Here is a 15,673-nt window from a genome sequence, read left to right as displayed (position 1 = left end):
TCTCACAATATTTTATGCTTTGCTCAAGCAATACTCGAACAAAGCAACATACAAATATTCGCAATCTCGACGGAAATATCTATCGAACCATTTCAGTTGCCGAAGCAGGCTCCATCCCCCTCGTTCAAACATATGGATACTGTCGGCCGCTAAAGCGGCTGATCTGGATGCGGAGATACACCATACGCGCCCCAGACGGATTGATCGAAATTCACGATGGCGCCGGTCATCAATCCGGATTCTTCCGAGGCCAGGAAAGCTATTGCACGGGCAACTTCGGCCGGATCGATCAGCCTTCCGAAAGGCTGGCTCCGGGCCGCTTCATCGAGCCAGTTCGCCGCCGCATTGTGAAATTCGCGCTGGATGCGATCCTCGCCGTCCGATGCCATCCAGCCGATATTCAGGCTATTGATGCGAATGCGGTTGCGAAGCACCGAATAGGCCACGTTGCGGGTCAGCGTGTCGAGCGCCCCCTTGGAAGCACAGTAAGCTGCAATGAATGGCTGGCCACCCATGGAGGACATCGAAGAAATATTGACGATGGTTCCCTCAACCTTGTCGCGTCGGAACAGCTTTATCGCTTCCTGAATGAGGAAGAACGGCGCTCGCATATTCACCGCAAACAAACGGTCGAACAGTTCGGGGTCGGTATCCAGAATGGTGCCCCGATCCGTCAGACCAGCAGCGTTTACGAGGACATCGAGCCGTCCAAACACACGATCAGCTTCCGAGATGATCGTGCGGCAGTCTTCCACCTTCTCAAGATCGGCCTGAACGAAAACGGCTTCTGTTCCCGCTTTTTTCAACTGATCGACCTGTGCCCGCCCCTTCTCAGCCGAGCGCCCGCATATGACCAAGCCTTTCGCGCCTCTTTCAGCAAACAGTTTCGCCGTTGCTGCTCCCAGCCCTTGGGTGCTTCCCGTTATGACAGCAACTTTACCGCTGAATTGTCCGTTCATTCTACACTCCGAAAATCCCGGTCAAACCCTGCCGCCCAGTTCGGCAGTCAGATCGGCAAGCTCCTGCCCACCCGCCATCAGGCTTTGCAGTTCGTCCATGTCCACATCGTTCTTGGTTCGCGTTCCAAGCGTTACGCCGCGATTGAGAACCGTGAACTTGTCGCCGACCGCATGGGCATGACGAACATTGTGGGTGATGAAGATGACGCCCAGCCCCCGCGAGCGCACCAGATTGATGTATTTGAGAACCATCGCTGTCTGGCGCACGCCCAGCGCCGAGGTAGGTTCATCAAGGATGAGCACCTTCGCCCCGAAATAGACGGCGCGGGCAATCGCCACACACTGGCGCTCGCCGCCGGAAAGCGTTCCCACAGCCTGCTGTGGATCACGAACGTCAATCCCGATCTTGCGCATTTCCTCGCGTGTTACCTCTTCGGCCTGTTGTGCATCGAACCAGCGGAAAGGTCCGACGCCCTTTGTCGGTTCGCGCCCAAGAAAAAAATTGCGCATGACGGACATCAACGGGATCATCGCCAGATCCTGATAGACGGTCGCGATGCCATGATCGAGCGCATCACGCGGACTGTTGAAGAAGACAGGCTTTCCCTCAACCAGAAAGTCGCCGCTCGTCGGCTTATGCACGCCCGAAAGCGTTTTGATCAGGGTCGATTTACCCGCGCCATTGTCGCCAAGCAGACAGTGCACCTGCCCCGGTTCGACGCTTAACGAGACGCCGTTCAACGCGATGACCGGGCCGAAATGTTTAACGAGATTGCGGACTTCGATGATGGGCGTCGTCATGGCAAACCTCCTCAGCGCTCGCCGGTCGCACGCTTGCGAATGAAATTGTTGAAGAGCACCGCGATCAGCAGCATTCCGCCGAGAAAGACCAGATACCAGTCCTGATCGATCTGGGTATAGGTCAACCCGATCAACACCATCCCGAATATGATCGCGCCGAAGAATGCCCCGATCGCAGAGCCATACCCCCCCGTCAGCAGACAGCCCCCAATCACTGCGGCAATAATCGCCTCGAATTCCTTCTGGAAGCCGCGGCGCGCGTCGGTTGAGCCAGCATCCAGAACGGTAAGGATAGCCACCAGTGCTGCAGCCATTGCCGTGCACATGAAGAGGGTCGTCTTGACGCGGCGCACCGGAACACCGGAATTGCGGGCGGCAAGTGCATCACCGCCTGCCGCGAAAATCCAGTTACCGAAGCGGGTGCGCACCAGCACATAGGTCGCGATAAGCGCAATGGCGATGAACCAGATAACTTCGACAGGGACGCCTCTTACCGACGGCTCCCCATTGGGAAATTTGGCGATCAGGTCGTTTTCAGCCATCCAGGCAAAAACTCCCTGAAAGGCATCGCCGGAAAAAAGCCCTGCAAGATAACTGCCCGCAACGGCTTCCTTCACACCGCGCAATTGGGTGGCTCCGCCCGTGGCCCATTTCAGCCCAACCAGCGACAGACCACGCAGAATGAAGAGGAAAGCGAGCGTTACGATAAAGGATGGCAACCCCGTTCGGATAACTATCTGGGCATTCACTACGCCCACGAAAGCTGCAAAAAGCAGGGTGACGATGATGGCGACAGCGAGTGGCACCTGCCACACGACGAGGGCAGCGGCGAAGATCAGGCCAGCAAAGGCGACCATCGAGCCGATGGAGAGATCGAACTCGCCGCCGATCATGAGAAGCGCCGCGGCGACGGCCAGAATGCCAAGCTGCGAAGCAGGCGCCATGAAGTTCATGATACCGGCTGCCGTGAACATCGCAGGATTGGCAACGGAAACGAAAAATATCGTTATAAGGATCAGACCAGATACCGCCCCCAATTCCGGCCGGCTCAGGAGCCGCTGCAACGGGCTGGCCGATTGCAAACGCTCATCCTTCGACAGCGGTGCCGTTCCGGCCCTTTGATGGGGAAGTGGCTCACTCATGATCTTCTCCTGATACATTCCGGGCGCAGAAACCCATTCCCGCCCATTGTCATGGGCGGGCTTGATGTTTGATCGTCGAAACGAGGTTAACGGATGCCCTTGGCCGAAAGTTCAACGACCTGCTTGGCCTTGTCCTTGGTGATCAGGTTCGGACCCGATGGAACATTGCCGCCCGGCATCAAGCCGTACTTCGCGTTAAGCGCGAGAAACGATACCGGCAGATAGCCTTGCAGGAACTGCTGCTGGTCGATGGCGAAGTCCGCCTGTCCCTTTTCGACGGCTTCCAGAAAGCCAGCCGACATATCGAACGTCGCAACGTGGATACCGCTGCGACCGCTCTCGGCAGCAGCCTTCACAGCTGGTTCACCCGCGAGTGTCGCATTGAGGGTCAGGATCGTGTCGACGGCAGCATCGGATGCCAAAGCCGCACGAACCTTGGCTTCGTTTTCTGCAGGATCTGTCGACGTAGGCAGAACCGTCACCTCACCAAAGCCCTCTTTGAAGCCTGCACAACGCTGATCGAGCGAGACGTTTCCGACTTCCTGATTGACGCAAATGCCTTTCTTTCCGCCAGCATTCTTCAATGCTTCACCGGCAACCTTACCGGCATCGAATTCATCCTGACCGACATGCAGCAGAGCGCCGAGCTTCTTCGAAGCATCGGAACCGGAATTCATGGAAATGACGGGAATACCGGCTGCGACAGCACGTTGAATCGACGGTCCAAGCGCATCCGCATCTGGAATGGAAACCACGATACCTTGTGGTTTCTGGTTGATAGCAGCATCGATAAGCTGCGCCATCTGCACCATGTCAAAGGTTTCCGGTGCGCGGTAATCGACCTTCACACCCGTATCCTTCGCCGCTTCCGCAACGCCATTCTTCACCACAGACCAGAACGGATCGGATGCCTGACCATGGCTGACCACGACGATATTAATATCAGCTGCCTGGGCTGCGACAGAAGCAGCCAGCAAGGCCACCCCGGCTACGGCCGACTTCAATAGAGATTGCATGTTCACTCCTCCCTTGTCCGGCACTCCCCGCCGGTTTGCGTTAACGCTTTACCTTCGTCTGCGGCATCCCGGCGCTCCTCCAAGCGTTTGTCCGGCAACTCATGCAGAGGTTGGGTTTATTCAATAGAATGAAACATTCATAACAAATTATCGTGGAATTATAATTCCATTTCTGGTAGCTGATGTCAATCGCATAAGCTGCCGACGATATGCTTATTTCGCAAAGGAGTTGCGCAGCGCCAAACACCTCGACCATCGTTTCGGGAGGAATGCCATGACTGGTAGAACTGAGCTTCTGACGGTCGGTTTGATCGGGTCCGGTTTCATGGGCAAGACCCACGCCCTTGCGCTCGCAAACGTCAACCGGGTGTTCGACTTGCCGATTGAAGTGCGGCTTCACACATTGGCCGATGTGAATGCGGAAACGGCGACAAAAGCCGCAAAACAACTGGGCTTTGCAACTGCCACCGGCGATTGGCGTACACTAATCTCAAACCCGGATATCGATCTCATCGACATCACTACGCCAAACCGGTTTCACAGGGAAATGGCGCTCGCCGCCATTGAAGCAGGCAAACACGTCTATTGCGAAAAGCCGCTTGCACCCACCGCGGCCGAGTGCCTCGAAATGGCGCTCGCCGCTGAACGGAACAGTGTTCAGACTGCAGTCGGATTCAACTACCTCAAAAACCCGATGATAAAGCTGGCAAGGGAAATCATCGAAAGCGGTGAACTGGGCGAAATCCGCAATTTTCGCGGCATTCACGCTGAGGACTTCATGGCCGAGGCCCGTATCCCCTGGACCTGGAGGCTTGATCCGGTGGGCGGAGGCGGAGCACTGGCCGACATCGGCAGTCATATCATCGCGGCTGCGCGCTATCTCGTTGGACCGATCACAGCCGTCATGGGAGATGCCGTCACAGTGATCAGCGAGCGTCCGGATAGTTTGAAACCTTCACGGATGAAACCCGTTGAAGTGGACGACGTTTCGCGTGCTTTCCTGCGTTTTGAAAACGGAGCGACCGGAACGCTCGAAGCAAGCTGGATCGCCAGCGGTCGCAAGATGCAGCATGATTTCGAGATTTCCGGATCGAAAGGCTCGCTATGCTTTTCGCAGGAACGCTTCAACGAACTCGACCTGTTTCTCTTTTCCGACAAGAAAGGACAACAGGGCTTCCGCAAGATATTCGCAGGGCCTGAGCACGAACCCTATGGAGCCTTTTGCGTCGCGGGCGGTCACCAGATCGGCTTCAATGATCTCAAGACAATCGAGGTCCGCGACTTCGTGCTTGCTATCGCCGGACAGCGGAACGGTCACGCCGATTTTCGCGAGGGTTATGAAGTCCAGAAGGCTGTAGAAACGATCTACGCCTCGTCTCGTGACCGCCAATGGAAAAATGTCTAGCCTGTACGTGAAGCAGGATGAACGATGAACTCTCCGTCGACTGTCAGTATTTTCGCATGTATGCCATAGACGTCTTGCAATAGTTGCGGCGTGAGGACCTCCGTTGGCGCCCCGTCCCCAACGATTTTCCCCTTGTCCACCACAAGCAGGCGCGTGCAATGCTGTGCCGCAAGGCTCAACTCATGCAATGAGGCAACAACCGTTCTCCCCTCCTGCGCAAGTTCAGAAAAACTCTCCATCAACCCCAGTTGATGAGAAGGGTCGAGACCTGCCACCGGCTCGTCAGCGAGTATCATCGGCGTATCCTGCGCCAGCACACGCGCAATCAGTACCCGCGCCCGCTCGCCGCCGGAAAGCTCCATTGCGGACCTGTCCCGGAATTGGGCAACGTCCATGCGCTGCATTGCAGTATCGATAAGCGCCTTGTCCTGCGCATTCATGCTCGCAAAGACCGGTTTCAACGCAGAACGGCCCAAGGAAACAAGCATCTCCACTGATACCGGCCACGCGACATCACGCTCCTGAGGCAAATAGGCAAGCTTTTGCGCTTTTTCCGAAGCCGTCATTCGGCGCAAGTCGTCTCCATCGAGTGAAATCTCTCCTCGCGACGCAGCAAGCCCCAGGATAGCCCGCAACAATGTCGTCTTTCCTGCACCATTGGGTCCGATCAACCCGATGAATTCACCGTCCTGAATAGCAAAACTTGCATCGTTGAGCGCAACCTTTCCACCGAGCGTAACGGAAAGATTTTTTACCGAAAGCGATGTCATACGAGCCGCCTCCGATATTTGAAAACCAGCCACAGGAAGAACGGCGCACCGATGATTGCCGTGAGGACGCCCAGTTTCAGCTCACGCCCCGGCATGACGATGCGCACCAATATGTCAGCCGCCAGCAAAAGGGCAGCGCCACCGAAACCGCTTGCGACCAGCAATCGCGATGGACGCGAACCCACAAGTGGACGCAAGAGATGAGGAACCACCAGTCCTACGAAACCGATTGCCCCGGCAACCGCAGTGGAAGCACCGACGCAGGCCGCTGTACCCAGCACTGCAAAAAGCTGCACACGAGCCAGATTGACGCCCATCATGGCGGCAGCGTCGGCCCCTAATGTCAGGCTGTCGAGAGACCGCCCGAGTGCCAGAAGCATCGCCCAGCCGACGAGAATAAATGGTGCGGCAAGAGCGACATGGGTCATTGATCTGTCTGCCAGCGATCCGAGCATCCAGAACACGATTTCCATTGCTGCAAATGGATTGGGCGACAGGTTGAGCGCCAGCGCCGTCAATGCTCCGGCAAGGCTCGTCACCGCGACACCTGCCAGAATGACGGCGAGCGTACCGGCATTCCGCCCCGCCAGAAGCTTGACGAGAAACACCGACACAAAAGCCCCCGCCAACGCAAGCAGCGGCAAGGCCAGCGGAAACAGAAGCGACAGGCCGCTATAGATAGCAATAACTGCTCCGAACGACGCGGATGCGCTCACTCCAAGCAAACCCGGTTCCGCGAGCGGGTTGCGCAGATAGCCCTGCAAGGCAGCGCCAGACAGCCCAAGCGAAGCTCCGATAAGGAGCGCGAGCAATGCCCGGGGCAGACGGATTTCGCGCATCACTAGCACGATCATTTCGCTGTCATCGCCGAAAAGTGCCTTGAGGCTGTCGGGGATGCTGATTGCCGCAGGTCCCGTCAGCAGCGAAACAACGAAAAGCAAAGCCACGAGAAGGGCCAGCCCGACCAGCAGAAGATAGAAGCGGTTACGCTCAGTCACGCGCGGCCTCCGCGAGTTCTGCCACGGCTTCGACACTGAATGGTCCACCGCACACGGTCAGATTGTCTTCTATCGTCACCGCCCTCGCCTGTCTTTCGAGCGCCCGCAAGGCCGGATGTTCGAAATTCTCGAAAGCCAGCGCAGGCGCGCGTTCTCTGGAACTGCGCACCAGAATATCCGGCTTTTCGAGCACCAGTTTTTCCAGTGATAGCGGCGCAGAGCCACTGACGCCTGCCTTGTCGGCCAGATTATCAAGTCCGGCAAGGCGAACTGCTTCATCGACCAGCGTGCCCCGCCCAGATGTGTAACTGTTGGCGTAATAAAGCGCGACCGTCTTGCGACGGACAGGCTGCTGGATAGCCGCCAAAGCAGCTTTCATCTTATCGATTTCCCGGCTGGCGTCCGCCTGTCTTCCGAGCAACTCGCCCATGCGACGCAGATGAACTTCTATATCGCTGAACGAGCGGGCGGGCGCGAACTCTTCCACTCGTACGCCAAGCCTCCGCAATAGCCCAACCGTCGCTCTCGAGGAGAATGTTCCTGCCAGCACAAGGTCGGGCTTCATCAGGAAAACTTCTTCTGCCTGCGCATGGTTGGCCGGCAACTGCCGGGCTTTCGCAGCCATGACAGACAATTCCGGGTCCTGCGATAGATAGGAAACCGATTGTAGCTGCCCTTCCCTGGCCAACAGTATTGCGAGCTGATCGGTACATACATTGATGGAAACAACCCGCTTTGGACCATCCGCTGCATCTGCCGGATTTCGAACGAAAAGGGCCAGCCCCGCCGCGAGGCAGAAGCTAATGATCCAGTTTGCGGATGCCCTTTTCATTCTCTGTTCAGCCTCAGAAATTCCGGGTCAATCCGACATTGATCGTACGTCCTGGCGCAATATAGCCAGCGCTGGACTGATAGTCCTTGTCAAATATATTCTCGACCGAAAACTTCAGTTGCGATTGCTTGTCGATGGAATAGAGCGCCACGAAATCAGCGGTCACATAGTCACCGAGTTTCTTGTTGTTCGCAGCGTCCGCGTAGCGGGAGCCGCCGTAGATCAATCTTGCAGTCAGATCGAGCTTTTCAATCGGCGTGAAATTGACCTCAGCCGCTGCCTTGAAACGTTCACGATAGGGAAGATCGTTTCCGGTGTCTTCATCGATAGGCCGCTTGAAATCCACCATTCCTTTGGCACCCCACTGGTCGTTGAAGCGGTGGTCGAGCGTCGCTTCAAAACCGGTTATGTGGGCTCGGTCAACGTTTACCGGCAACCAGAGATGTGTTTGCTCGTTTTCTCTCCAGCTGATGCCCTGCTTTAGTCTGGTATCGTAGAAAGCCATATCCAGACTGGTGCGAGCGCTGATCCGCCAATTCAAACCGAGTTCATAAGAACCCGATTTCTCGGGGTTCAAATCAGGATTTCCCGACAGCGGATAGTAAAGATCATTAAATGTCGGCGCACGGAAACCGGTTGCGTAAGAAGACCTCAGCACCAAATCCGGCAAAATTTCATAGCTTGCGCCAAGGTTATAAGTGGCGACGTTCCCGAATTGACTGTTGTGGTCATAGCGAATGCCACCGTCAACGCGCAACGCTTCATATTCCAGAGAATATTGACCAAACACGGCAGCCAGGTCGCGGCTGGTTTCATCATAGGCAACCGTGGTGTTGATCTCCTCGCGATAGGCTTCCACGCCAGCGGTGACCGTATGACCAACGTTGCCGGTATCAAAGCTCTTCTCGGTCGACCCAAAGACCCCATAACGCCTGGTTTCAAACCGGTCAGATTCGTTCACGCCCTTGCGGAAGTTACGGCTATTGTCGATACCGGTGCTGAATTCCAGTGTTGACGACCAGTCCGCCGAATGATCGATCCGCGTTCCGATCTTGCCGTTAAATGCCGTGCTGTCAGCCTGGTTCGGCGAAGGCGCTTTGGCGTCATACTGGTTACGCCCCCGGCTGAAGAGACCATCTGCATAAATTCTACCCCAGTCGAAATCCTTCGCCAGCGCAAGGTTGAAGGAGCCCTGCAGAAATCCATCGCGATCAGGCTCATGACCGTACGCATCCGATGTGGTGAAGTCATATCCTTGCGTGCCGGTGATGGCCGCGCCGAAAGCGTAATCCACGCCATCTTTGCTGCGCCCCTGGACGGAACCGGAAACATAGCCGCCCCATGGATGGCTAGCCCCGGTAGAAAGACTGCCGCACCAGGAGCGCTCGCCACAGGCACCCCCCTGCTTGGTGATGATATTGACCACCCCACCCATGGCGTCGGCGCCATATTGGGCAGAATGAGGACCTTTTGCGATCTCAATGCGGTCGATTGAGCTCAGGGGAATATTCGCCAATCCCGTTGCGCCGCTTGTCGCGGACGCCGTGCGCACGCCATTGACCAGCACGACGGTCTGCGTGGCGGACATCCCACGAATGAAGATACCAGCCGAAGAGCCCTGTCCGCCATTCGTCTTGATGGAAATACCGTTATAGGACTTCAGCAGTGACTGCAGATCGGGAGCGGCCGACCGCTCGATATCCGCGGAATCGATGACAGTCACCGATGATGTTGAGCGCTGCAGCGAAGACACGCGGCGCAATGGCGTGACCACGATTGTATCAAGAACGACGACGCCGTCACTTTCCGGCAGGTTTTGCGCAAGCGCCACAGACGGTAGTGCAAGAACACTGGCCGAGACCAACAGAACCGATGATTTCAAAAGATGCATTTTTTCCTCAACCTTCCGTATCGGAGGACCGATGACCGGCTTTTCCTCTCACCGCAGGTTGAAGTGATAGTGGCGTGATACGCCCTTCTTCCCGACGGCAACATTTCAACAATGTCACCGCCACGGACAGCCGCGCTTGGACACACCCCGTATCCATGCATGGGTGACCGGATACGGCAGGTCTCCTGACTTCCGGGTCATCGCTTTTCCGCCGCCTTCCCGATCGCACGATAGCTTTCAGTGGCTTTCACCGCTTGCACGGCTGTGGAGGATAGCTCTCCGGTTACAGTTGCGGGGGCAGTCGCGGCATCAGCCCGAATGGCTTCACCGTGTTCCCTTTTCATCCGCCTGAACAGCGGAACCGTTTCCTAGTGATTGCGATAGCAACATGGTTAAGGATTCGCAACTGCGACGAAGCGCAATCCAGGAGAGAAAACTGAATCACATTGGCAAGGATTGGATACAGTCCTCTGTTTTCAAAAGAATTTTCTTATCGCATGAACGCACGGAAACGCTGGAGCGCGAAGTAGAATAGCACCGAGCCGATGACGATAAGGGCCAGAAACTGCGGCCACACGACGCTTAGCCCTGCACCACGAAACAGGATCGACTGCGCCAATATGACGAAATGCGTGTTCGGCGCAGCCAGCATGATCGTCTGGATGATCTCAGGCATGCTTTCACGAGGGGTTGTGCCTCCTGAAAGCACTTGCAATGGCAGAAGTACCAGCATCAGCAGCATTCCGAACTGCGGCATGGAACCAGCCGCAGTCGCCAGAAAGATACCAAGACTGGTCGTCGCAAAAAGCTGCAGCGCTGCACCGACGAGGAACAACGACACCGATCCATAGATGGGAACGGCGAGCAGCCCCTGCACCACCACGACCAAGGCAAAAGCTGAAGCAATCAGCACGACCAGCCCCATAGACCATATTTTGCTGACCATGATTTCGACGGGCGTTACCGGCATCACCAGCAGATGCTCTATGGTTCCGTGTTCGCGCTCTCGAATAAGGGCTGCGCCCGTCAGAATGATCGACAGCATCGTCACCGACGAAATCACATTGTTGATCGCCCCGAACCAACCCTTGTTCAAATCCTGATTGAATCTCGCCCTCAGATTGAGTTGGACGGGTGTTTGTGCGCTGCCGCGATAGCGATTGAGAAATTCGTTCACCTCGCTCGTCACAATCGCCTGCACGTATCCGCCCCCGGTAAAGGCCTGGCTCATCCGGGTCGCGTCGACATTGAGCTGGATCGTCGGGGAACGCCCCGCCAGAAGATCCCGCTGAAAATTCGGCGGGATGTTGAGCGCGAACGTGTCCAGACCTTCATCCATCCGGGCATCCATTTCATAAGATGAAATGAGTTTCGGAGGTACGAAATATGGCGGATAGAACGCTGTCGTGATGCGGGCCGAAACGGGTGACTGATCTTCATCGACAATCGCTATGGCCGCATTGTTGAGCGTTTCGGGCATCGCCTTGGAAGCCGTGTAGATCGCAAGCGTAAAGGCATAGACGATGAGGATCAGCAGCATCGGATCGCGTGCGAGGCCCCGCAGTTCCTTCACGCCAAGCTGGATTATGTTGGATATCCGCATCTCAGCCCGCCTGTTTCTTGAGAAGAATGATGGCGAGCGCCATGAGTACCGGCACCGCGATCAACAAGGGCAGAAACGAACCTGCGAGATCGGCAAATCCCAGTGCCTTGGAGAAAACGCCACGCGAAATGGTCACGAAATGCGTTGCAGGATAGATTTTGCCGATGAAAGCGCCCGCGCCTTGCAGCGACGACACAGGGTCAATAATGCCGGAATATTGCACCGCCGGAATGAGTGTCAGCAGAGCCGTGCCGAAGATTGCAGCGATCTGGCTGTTCATGAAAGTGGATAGCACCAGCCCCATTCCGGTCGCGATCGTGACATAGAGCAATGCCGCCAGCGCATAGGTTGGGAAGCTGCCCGTAAACGGTACCCGAAAAATGAAGACTGCGAAGGCAGTCAGCATCAGGAAATTGAGAAACGCCAGCCCGATATACGGCAATTGCTTGCCGAACAGAAATTCGAATTTCGTCACTGGCGTCACGTAGAAGTTGATGATGGAACCCAGTTCTTTTTCACGGACTACGCTTAGCACCGCCAGCATCGCCGGGATCATCAGCAGCAGAAGCGGAATGACCGCCGGCACCATGGCCACGAGGCTTTGCACATCGGGATTATAACGGTAGCGGATTTCCAGGTTGAAACTGCCGACAGTCGCCGCGCGTCCATAAAGCTCACGCGCTTTCTGCGTCAGCCAATTGGCATGCATCCCCTGAACATAGCCTTTGATTGTCTCCGCGCGGGTTGGCATCGCGCCATCGATCCATGCGGCGATTTCCACTGGGCGTCCGCGCATGACATCTGCGCCGAAATTCGGCGGTATTTCGATGGCGAGGCTGATTTCCCCCTCGCGCATTCGCCGGTCGAGATCGTCATAATCGGTTATCGGAGGCTGTTCGGAAAAATAACGCGAACCTGCAATCTGCTGGACATAATTACGGCTGATCGTCGTGTCATCCCGGTCGAGAACAGCGAATTTCAGGTTCTCGACATCCATGTTGATGCCGTAGCCGATGACAAACATCAGGATAACGCTGCCGAGGATAGCAAGCGTTGCGCGGATCGGATCGCGCTTCAATTCCAGCGCCTCACGCCGCGTATAGGCCAGCATCCGCCGCAGGTCCGGCAACCAGCTTGAGGCCTTCTTTTGATGTGATTCATCTGCCTTTGCCGCTTGATCAGGTACGGCTGCTGGCAATTGCGCGGGCTGTCCTGTTTCGCCAATAGCATCCTGAAGATAAGCGACGAAGGCCTCCTCCAGAGTTTCCGCATGGCGACTTTCGGTAATCGCCTTGGGGGTATCGCTAATCAACACCTTGCCCGCATGCATCAGCGAAATGCGGTCGCAAAGTTCCGCTTCATTCATGAAATGGGTGGAGACAAAAATGGTGACATTGTCCTTGCGCGACAAATCGGCAAGGATTTGCCAGAAAGCGTCACGCGCGACCGGATCGACACCAGATGTCGGCTCATCGAGAATAAGGATATCGGGCGAATGGATCAAAGCCACAGCCAGTGAGAGCCGCTGGCGGATACCAAGCGGCAAGGCGTCGGGCAAGGAATCCATGACCTCTGTAAGATCAAAACGTTCGGTCAATTCCTTGATCCGGCGTTCGGTCAGGTCGTCCGCCATCTCGAACAGCTTGGCGTGAAGCTCCAGATTCTGGCGAACGGTCAATTCCGAGTAAAGTGAAAACGCCTGGGACATATATCCGACATGGCGGCGTATATCGATATCCTTCGGGTCGACCTCACGCCCGAACAGGAGTGCCGTACCCTCACTGGCTGGCAACAGCCCGGTCAGGACTTTCATGGTCGTGGTCTTGCCACAACCGTTGGAGCCCAGAAAGCCGAAAATCTCGCCACGCGGGATGCGAAAACTCACGTCATTCACTGCCGTGAAATTGCCGAAGCGAACAGTGACGTTTTGCGCCTCGATTGCGATTTCGGCATCGTCGCCGAATTCACGCTTTGGGATTTCGATGTCGTGATGCCCTTTCCGCAATTCTTCCGGCAAAAGCGCGATAAAGGCCGCATCAAGATTGGGAGTATTGGTACGCTGCAGCAATTCCTGCGGCGTACCCGTCGCCAGTATCTGCCCGTCATTCATCGCGACAAGCCAGTCGAAGCGTTCGGCTTCTTCCATATAGGCCGTGGCAACGATGACGCTCATTCCCGGACGATCCTTGCGGATATCGTCGATCAACTCCCAGAACTGACGCCGGGATAGCGGATCGACACCGGTCGTCGGCTCATCAAGTATAAGCAGGTCGGGATCATGGATCAGCGAGCAGCAGAGGCTTGTCTTCTGCTTCATGCCGCCGGAAAGTTTGCCCGCCGGACGGTCCGCGAAGGGCGACATGCCGGTTCGTGCCAGAAGATCGGCAATACGCCGCTCACGCTCTTTCCGGTTATGTCCAAACAACCGCCCGAAAAAATCAATATTTTCGAATACCGAAAGCGTCGGATAAAGGTTCTTCCCAAGCCCTTGCGGCATATAGGCGATGCGCGGATAGGCGGACTGAAGATGCCGCTTATCGGAAATATCACCATCCAGGACCTCGATATGGCCCTGCTGCACCGTCCGGGCCCCGGCGATCAGCGATAACAGGCTCGACTTGCCCACCCCGTCAGGCCCGATCAGCCCGACCATGCAACCTGCTGGAACATCAAGGTTGATCTCCCGCAGCGCGCGGGTTTTTCCGTAGGACAATCCTACGTCTTGCGCCCGGACGACAAAGCTGTCGTCACTAGCGCCAGCTTTGACCGGAACATCATTCATTTCACGGTTTCCGCGAGATGCTGCGGCCACTCGGCATTGGGATCAAGCTTGACATAGGCCATGCCCGGAAGTCCCGTTTTTACCTGCTGAATATATTTTTGAAGCAGTTCCTGCGATATCTTCGCCTTGACGCGGAACATCAGTTTCTGGCGCTCCTCCTCCGTTTCCACGGTCTTGGGCGTGAACTGGGCAACATCGGCCACAAAGCTAATATTCGCAGGAATGACATATTGCGGCGCGGCGTCGAGAACGATCCGGGCCTCGGCACCAATGGCGACCCGCCCTGCTTGAGCAGTCGGCAGGAAAAAGGTCATATAAACATCGCTGACATCGACAAGGTTGAGCACCCGTCCGCCGGCGGAAAGCACCTCGCCCGGCTGGGCGACGCGATACTGGACGCGCCCCGGTTTCGGAGCCCTCAGGGTGGCGTCGTTGATATCTGCCTGAATGCTGGCGATTGCCGCCCTGGCGGCCTCTACCGATGCCTCGGCATCGATGACCTGCGCCTTTGCGGCGCCTATGGCGGCTTCCGTGGCGGCGAGCTGTGCTTTGGCTGCACCGACCGCTGCTTCTGCTCCCTGCGCGGTCGCGCGATCGTCGTCAAGAACCTGTTGAGAAATCGTGCGTGTTTGCGTCAATTGCTGGGAGCGGGCCAGACGTCGTTGCGCGGCATCGAGCTGCGCTTCCCGCTGCGCCACTGTCGCTTCCGCAGCCGTGTGTTCGGCTTCGCGTTGTGTGACCAGGCTCCGTGCCGTCTCGATACCGATCTCGGCTCGGCGCAGTTGCGCTTCGGCCTGTTTGAGCTGGCTTTCAAGCTGGTCCGTATCCATGCGTGCAAGGATGTCATTTGCCTGTACGAAATCGCCTTCGTCGACGAGGATTTCGCGGATGCGCCCCGGACTCTTCGTTGAAATATCGATTTCAACCGCCTCGATGCGGCCGTTACCCCGGGCGATGCCTTCCGGCAGCCCGTCTCCGTTCAGCGATTTCCACGCGTAATACGCGCCTGCGGCAAGGACGATAATCGCTCCAGCCAGTATCCATTGCTTGCGGTTGAAAGCCATAATGAACCACCCTCATTGCCATCGTCGTCACGATACCGTCTTCAAACGAAGCATCGGCAAGCGGTCGCTGTCTGCAAGGGTTTTCGTCATCCCCACCGCCCCACCTCCGGCATGGACCGGAACCTTCTTTGGGGATATGGAACTACCTTCTCATTTAGCAACCGGTGAATTGGGGGAAGCGATCCAGAATCGCAAACTCCCGGCTGGGTCTGCTCTAATCATCGCCGAAACCGTTCGCCTTGATTAGGATCAAGAACAGCTAAAACATCGATGTCGTTAGAGACGCGGGTGCTGATTTGATGAAACAGAGGGGAGCAACGCCGACAGCACCCGCTGGCTGCCGACAGGCGACGTTGCAGAAAGATCGCGCTCATGCGCTCGACAGATTGATTTAGCCGGGGTGCCTTTCG

General features: G+C 56.4%; 12 protein-coding genes and 1 riboswitch. Of the genes, 1 reads left to right on the top strand and 11 read right to left on the bottom strand.

Going from position 1 to position 15,673, the window contains the following annotated elements; all coding sequences use genetic code 11:
• Positions 1-149: 149 nt before the first annotated feature.
• From JNC63_RS10525 to JNC63_RS10510, 4 genes are all read right to left on the bottom strand, one after another.
• Entirely contained in the window at positions 150-959 is an 810-nt protein-coding gene (locus JNC63_RS10525; protein WP_025090481.1) for an SDR family oxidoreductase, read from the bottom strand.
• A 21-nt stretch (positions 960-980) separates the two neighbouring features.
• Positions 981-1,760 carry an ATP-binding cassette domain-containing protein gene (locus tag JNC63_RS10520; protein WP_006467147.1) on the bottom strand — a complete coding sequence of 260 codons (780 nt, stop codon included), beginning with the start codon at positions 1,758-1,760 and terminating at the stop codon, positions 981-983.
• A gap of 11 nt (positions 1,761-1,771) precedes the next feature.
• A complete protein-coding gene (locus JNC63_RS10515) occupies positions 1,772-2,902 on the bottom strand; it encodes an ABC transporter permease (protein WP_063620958.1) in 1,131 nt (376 codons plus the stop codon).
• An 86-nt stretch (positions 2,903-2,988) separates the two neighbouring features.
• Positions 2,989-3,918, bottom strand: coding sequence for a sugar ABC transporter substrate-binding protein (locus tag JNC63_RS10510; RefSeq protein WP_006471710.1), 930 nt, complete (start codon positions 3,916-3,918; stop codon positions 2,989-2,991).
• Between the two features lie 274 nt (positions 3,919-4,192).
• Between JNC63_RS10510 and JNC63_RS10505 the strand changes: the two genes are divergently transcribed.
• A complete protein-coding gene (locus JNC63_RS10505; RefSeq protein ID WP_374846306.1) occupies positions 4,193-5,323 on the top strand; it encodes a Gfo/Idh/MocA family protein in 1,131 nt (376 codons plus the stop codon).
• Here JNC63_RS10505 and JNC63_RS10500 read toward each other — a convergent pair.
• From JNC63_RS10500 to JNC63_RS10470, 7 genes are all read right to left on the bottom strand, one after another.
• A complete protein-coding gene (locus JNC63_RS10500) occupies positions 5,320-6,093 on the bottom strand; it encodes an ABC transporter ATP-binding protein (protein ID WP_025090484.1) in 774 nt (257 codons plus the stop codon). The two genes, JNC63_RS10505 and JNC63_RS10500, sit on opposite strands and share 4 nt — an antisense overlap.
• The gene (locus JNC63_RS10495; protein ID WP_025090485.1) at positions 6,090-7,091 is read right to left on the bottom strand and encodes a FecCD family ABC transporter permease; all 1,002 of its coding nucleotides are present in this window, start codon (positions 7,089-7,091) and stop codon (positions 6,090-6,092) included. Before JNC63_RS10495 ends, JNC63_RS10500 begins: the two co-directional genes overlap by 4 nt.
• Positions 7,084-7,923, bottom strand: a complete 840-nt coding sequence (locus JNC63_RS10490; RefSeq protein ID WP_025090486.1) for an ABC transporter substrate-binding protein — start codon at positions 7,921-7,923, stop codon at positions 7,084-7,086. The genes JNC63_RS10495 and JNC63_RS10490 overlap by 8 nt, the downstream gene beginning before the upstream one ends.
• A gap of 13 nt (positions 7,924-7,936) precedes the next feature.
• Positions 7,937-9,814, bottom strand: a complete 1,878-nt coding sequence (locus JNC63_RS10485) for a TonB-dependent receptor domain-containing protein (RefSeq protein ID WP_025090487.1) — start codon at positions 9,812-9,814, stop codon at positions 7,937-7,939.
• A gap of 158 nt (positions 9,815-9,972) precedes the next feature.
• A riboswitch (cobalamin riboswitch) is annotated at positions 9,973-10,195 on the bottom strand.
• 109 nt (positions 10,196-10,304) lie between these two features.
• Positions 10,305-11,417, bottom strand: coding sequence for an ABC transporter permease (locus JNC63_RS10480; protein ID WP_025090488.1), 1,113 nt, complete (start codon positions 11,415-11,417; stop codon positions 10,305-10,307).
• A gap of 1 nt (position 11,418) precedes the next feature.
• Entirely contained in the window at positions 11,419-14,199 is a 2,781-nt protein-coding gene (gene rbbA / locus JNC63_RS10475; RefSeq protein ID WP_063620923.1) for a ribosome-associated ATPase/putative transporter RbbA, read from the bottom strand.
• On the bottom strand, positions 14,196-15,263 hold the full coding sequence (locus tag JNC63_RS10470) for an HlyD family secretion protein (protein ID WP_025090490.1): 1,068 nt from the start codon (positions 15,261-15,263) through the stop codon (positions 14,196-14,198). Before JNC63_RS10470 ends, rbbA begins: the two co-directional genes overlap by 4 nt.
• Positions 15,264-15,673 lie beyond the last annotated feature (410 nt).

It is taken from the genome of Brucella ciceri (assembly GCF_041930145.1).
GTDB classification, from domain to species: Bacteria; Pseudomonadota; Alphaproteobacteria; order Rhizobiales; family Rhizobiaceae; genus Brucella; species Brucella intermedia.
Note: the sequence above shows the minus strand (reverse complement) of the source record. Positions and strands in the feature narration are given on the sequence as shown.

Bases quoted from the DNA above. Each gene is read 5' to 3' on its own strand.
- JNC63_RS10515 (WP_063620958.1), bottom strand. From the start codon at position 2,902: ATGAGTGAGCCACTTCCCCATCAAAGGGCCGGAACGGCACCGCTGTCG.
- rbbA (WP_063620923.1), bottom strand. From the start codon at position 14,199: ATGAATGATGTTCCGGTCAAAGCTGGCGCTAGTGACGACAGCTTTGTC.
- JNC63_RS10510 (WP_006471710.1), bottom strand. From the start codon at position 3,918: ATGCAATCTCTATTGAAGTCGGCCGTAGCCGGGGTGGCCTTGCTGGCT.
- JNC63_RS10500 (WP_025090484.1), bottom strand. From the start codon at position 6,093: ATGACATCGCTTTCGGTAAAAAATCTTTCCGTTACGCTCGGTGGAAAG.
- JNC63_RS10490 (WP_025090486.1), bottom strand. From the start codon at position 7,923: ATGAAAAGGGCATCCGCAAACTGGATCATTAGCTTCTGCCTCGCGGCG.
- JNC63_RS10520 (WP_006467147.1), bottom strand. From the start codon at position 1,760: ATGACGACGCCCATCATCGAAGTCCGCAATCTCGTTAAACATTTCGGC.
- JNC63_RS10480 (WP_025090488.1), bottom strand. From the start codon at position 11,417: ATGCGGATATCCAACATAATCCAGCTTGGCGTGAAGGAACTGCGGGGC.
- JNC63_RS10470 (WP_025090490.1), bottom strand. From the start codon at position 15,263: ATGGCTTTCAACCGCAAGCAATGGATACTGGCTGGAGCGATTATCGTC.
- JNC63_RS10505 (WP_374846306.1), top strand. From the start codon at position 4,193: ATGACTGGTAGAACTGAGCTTCTGACGGTCGGTTTGATCGGGTCCGGT.
- JNC63_RS10525 (WP_025090481.1), bottom strand. From the start codon at position 959: ATGAACGGACAATTCAGCGGTAAAGTTGCTGTCATAACGGGAAGCACC.
- JNC63_RS10485 (WP_025090487.1), bottom strand. From the start codon at position 9,814: ATGCATCTTTTGAAATCATCGGTTCTGTTGGTCTCGGCCAGTGTTCTT.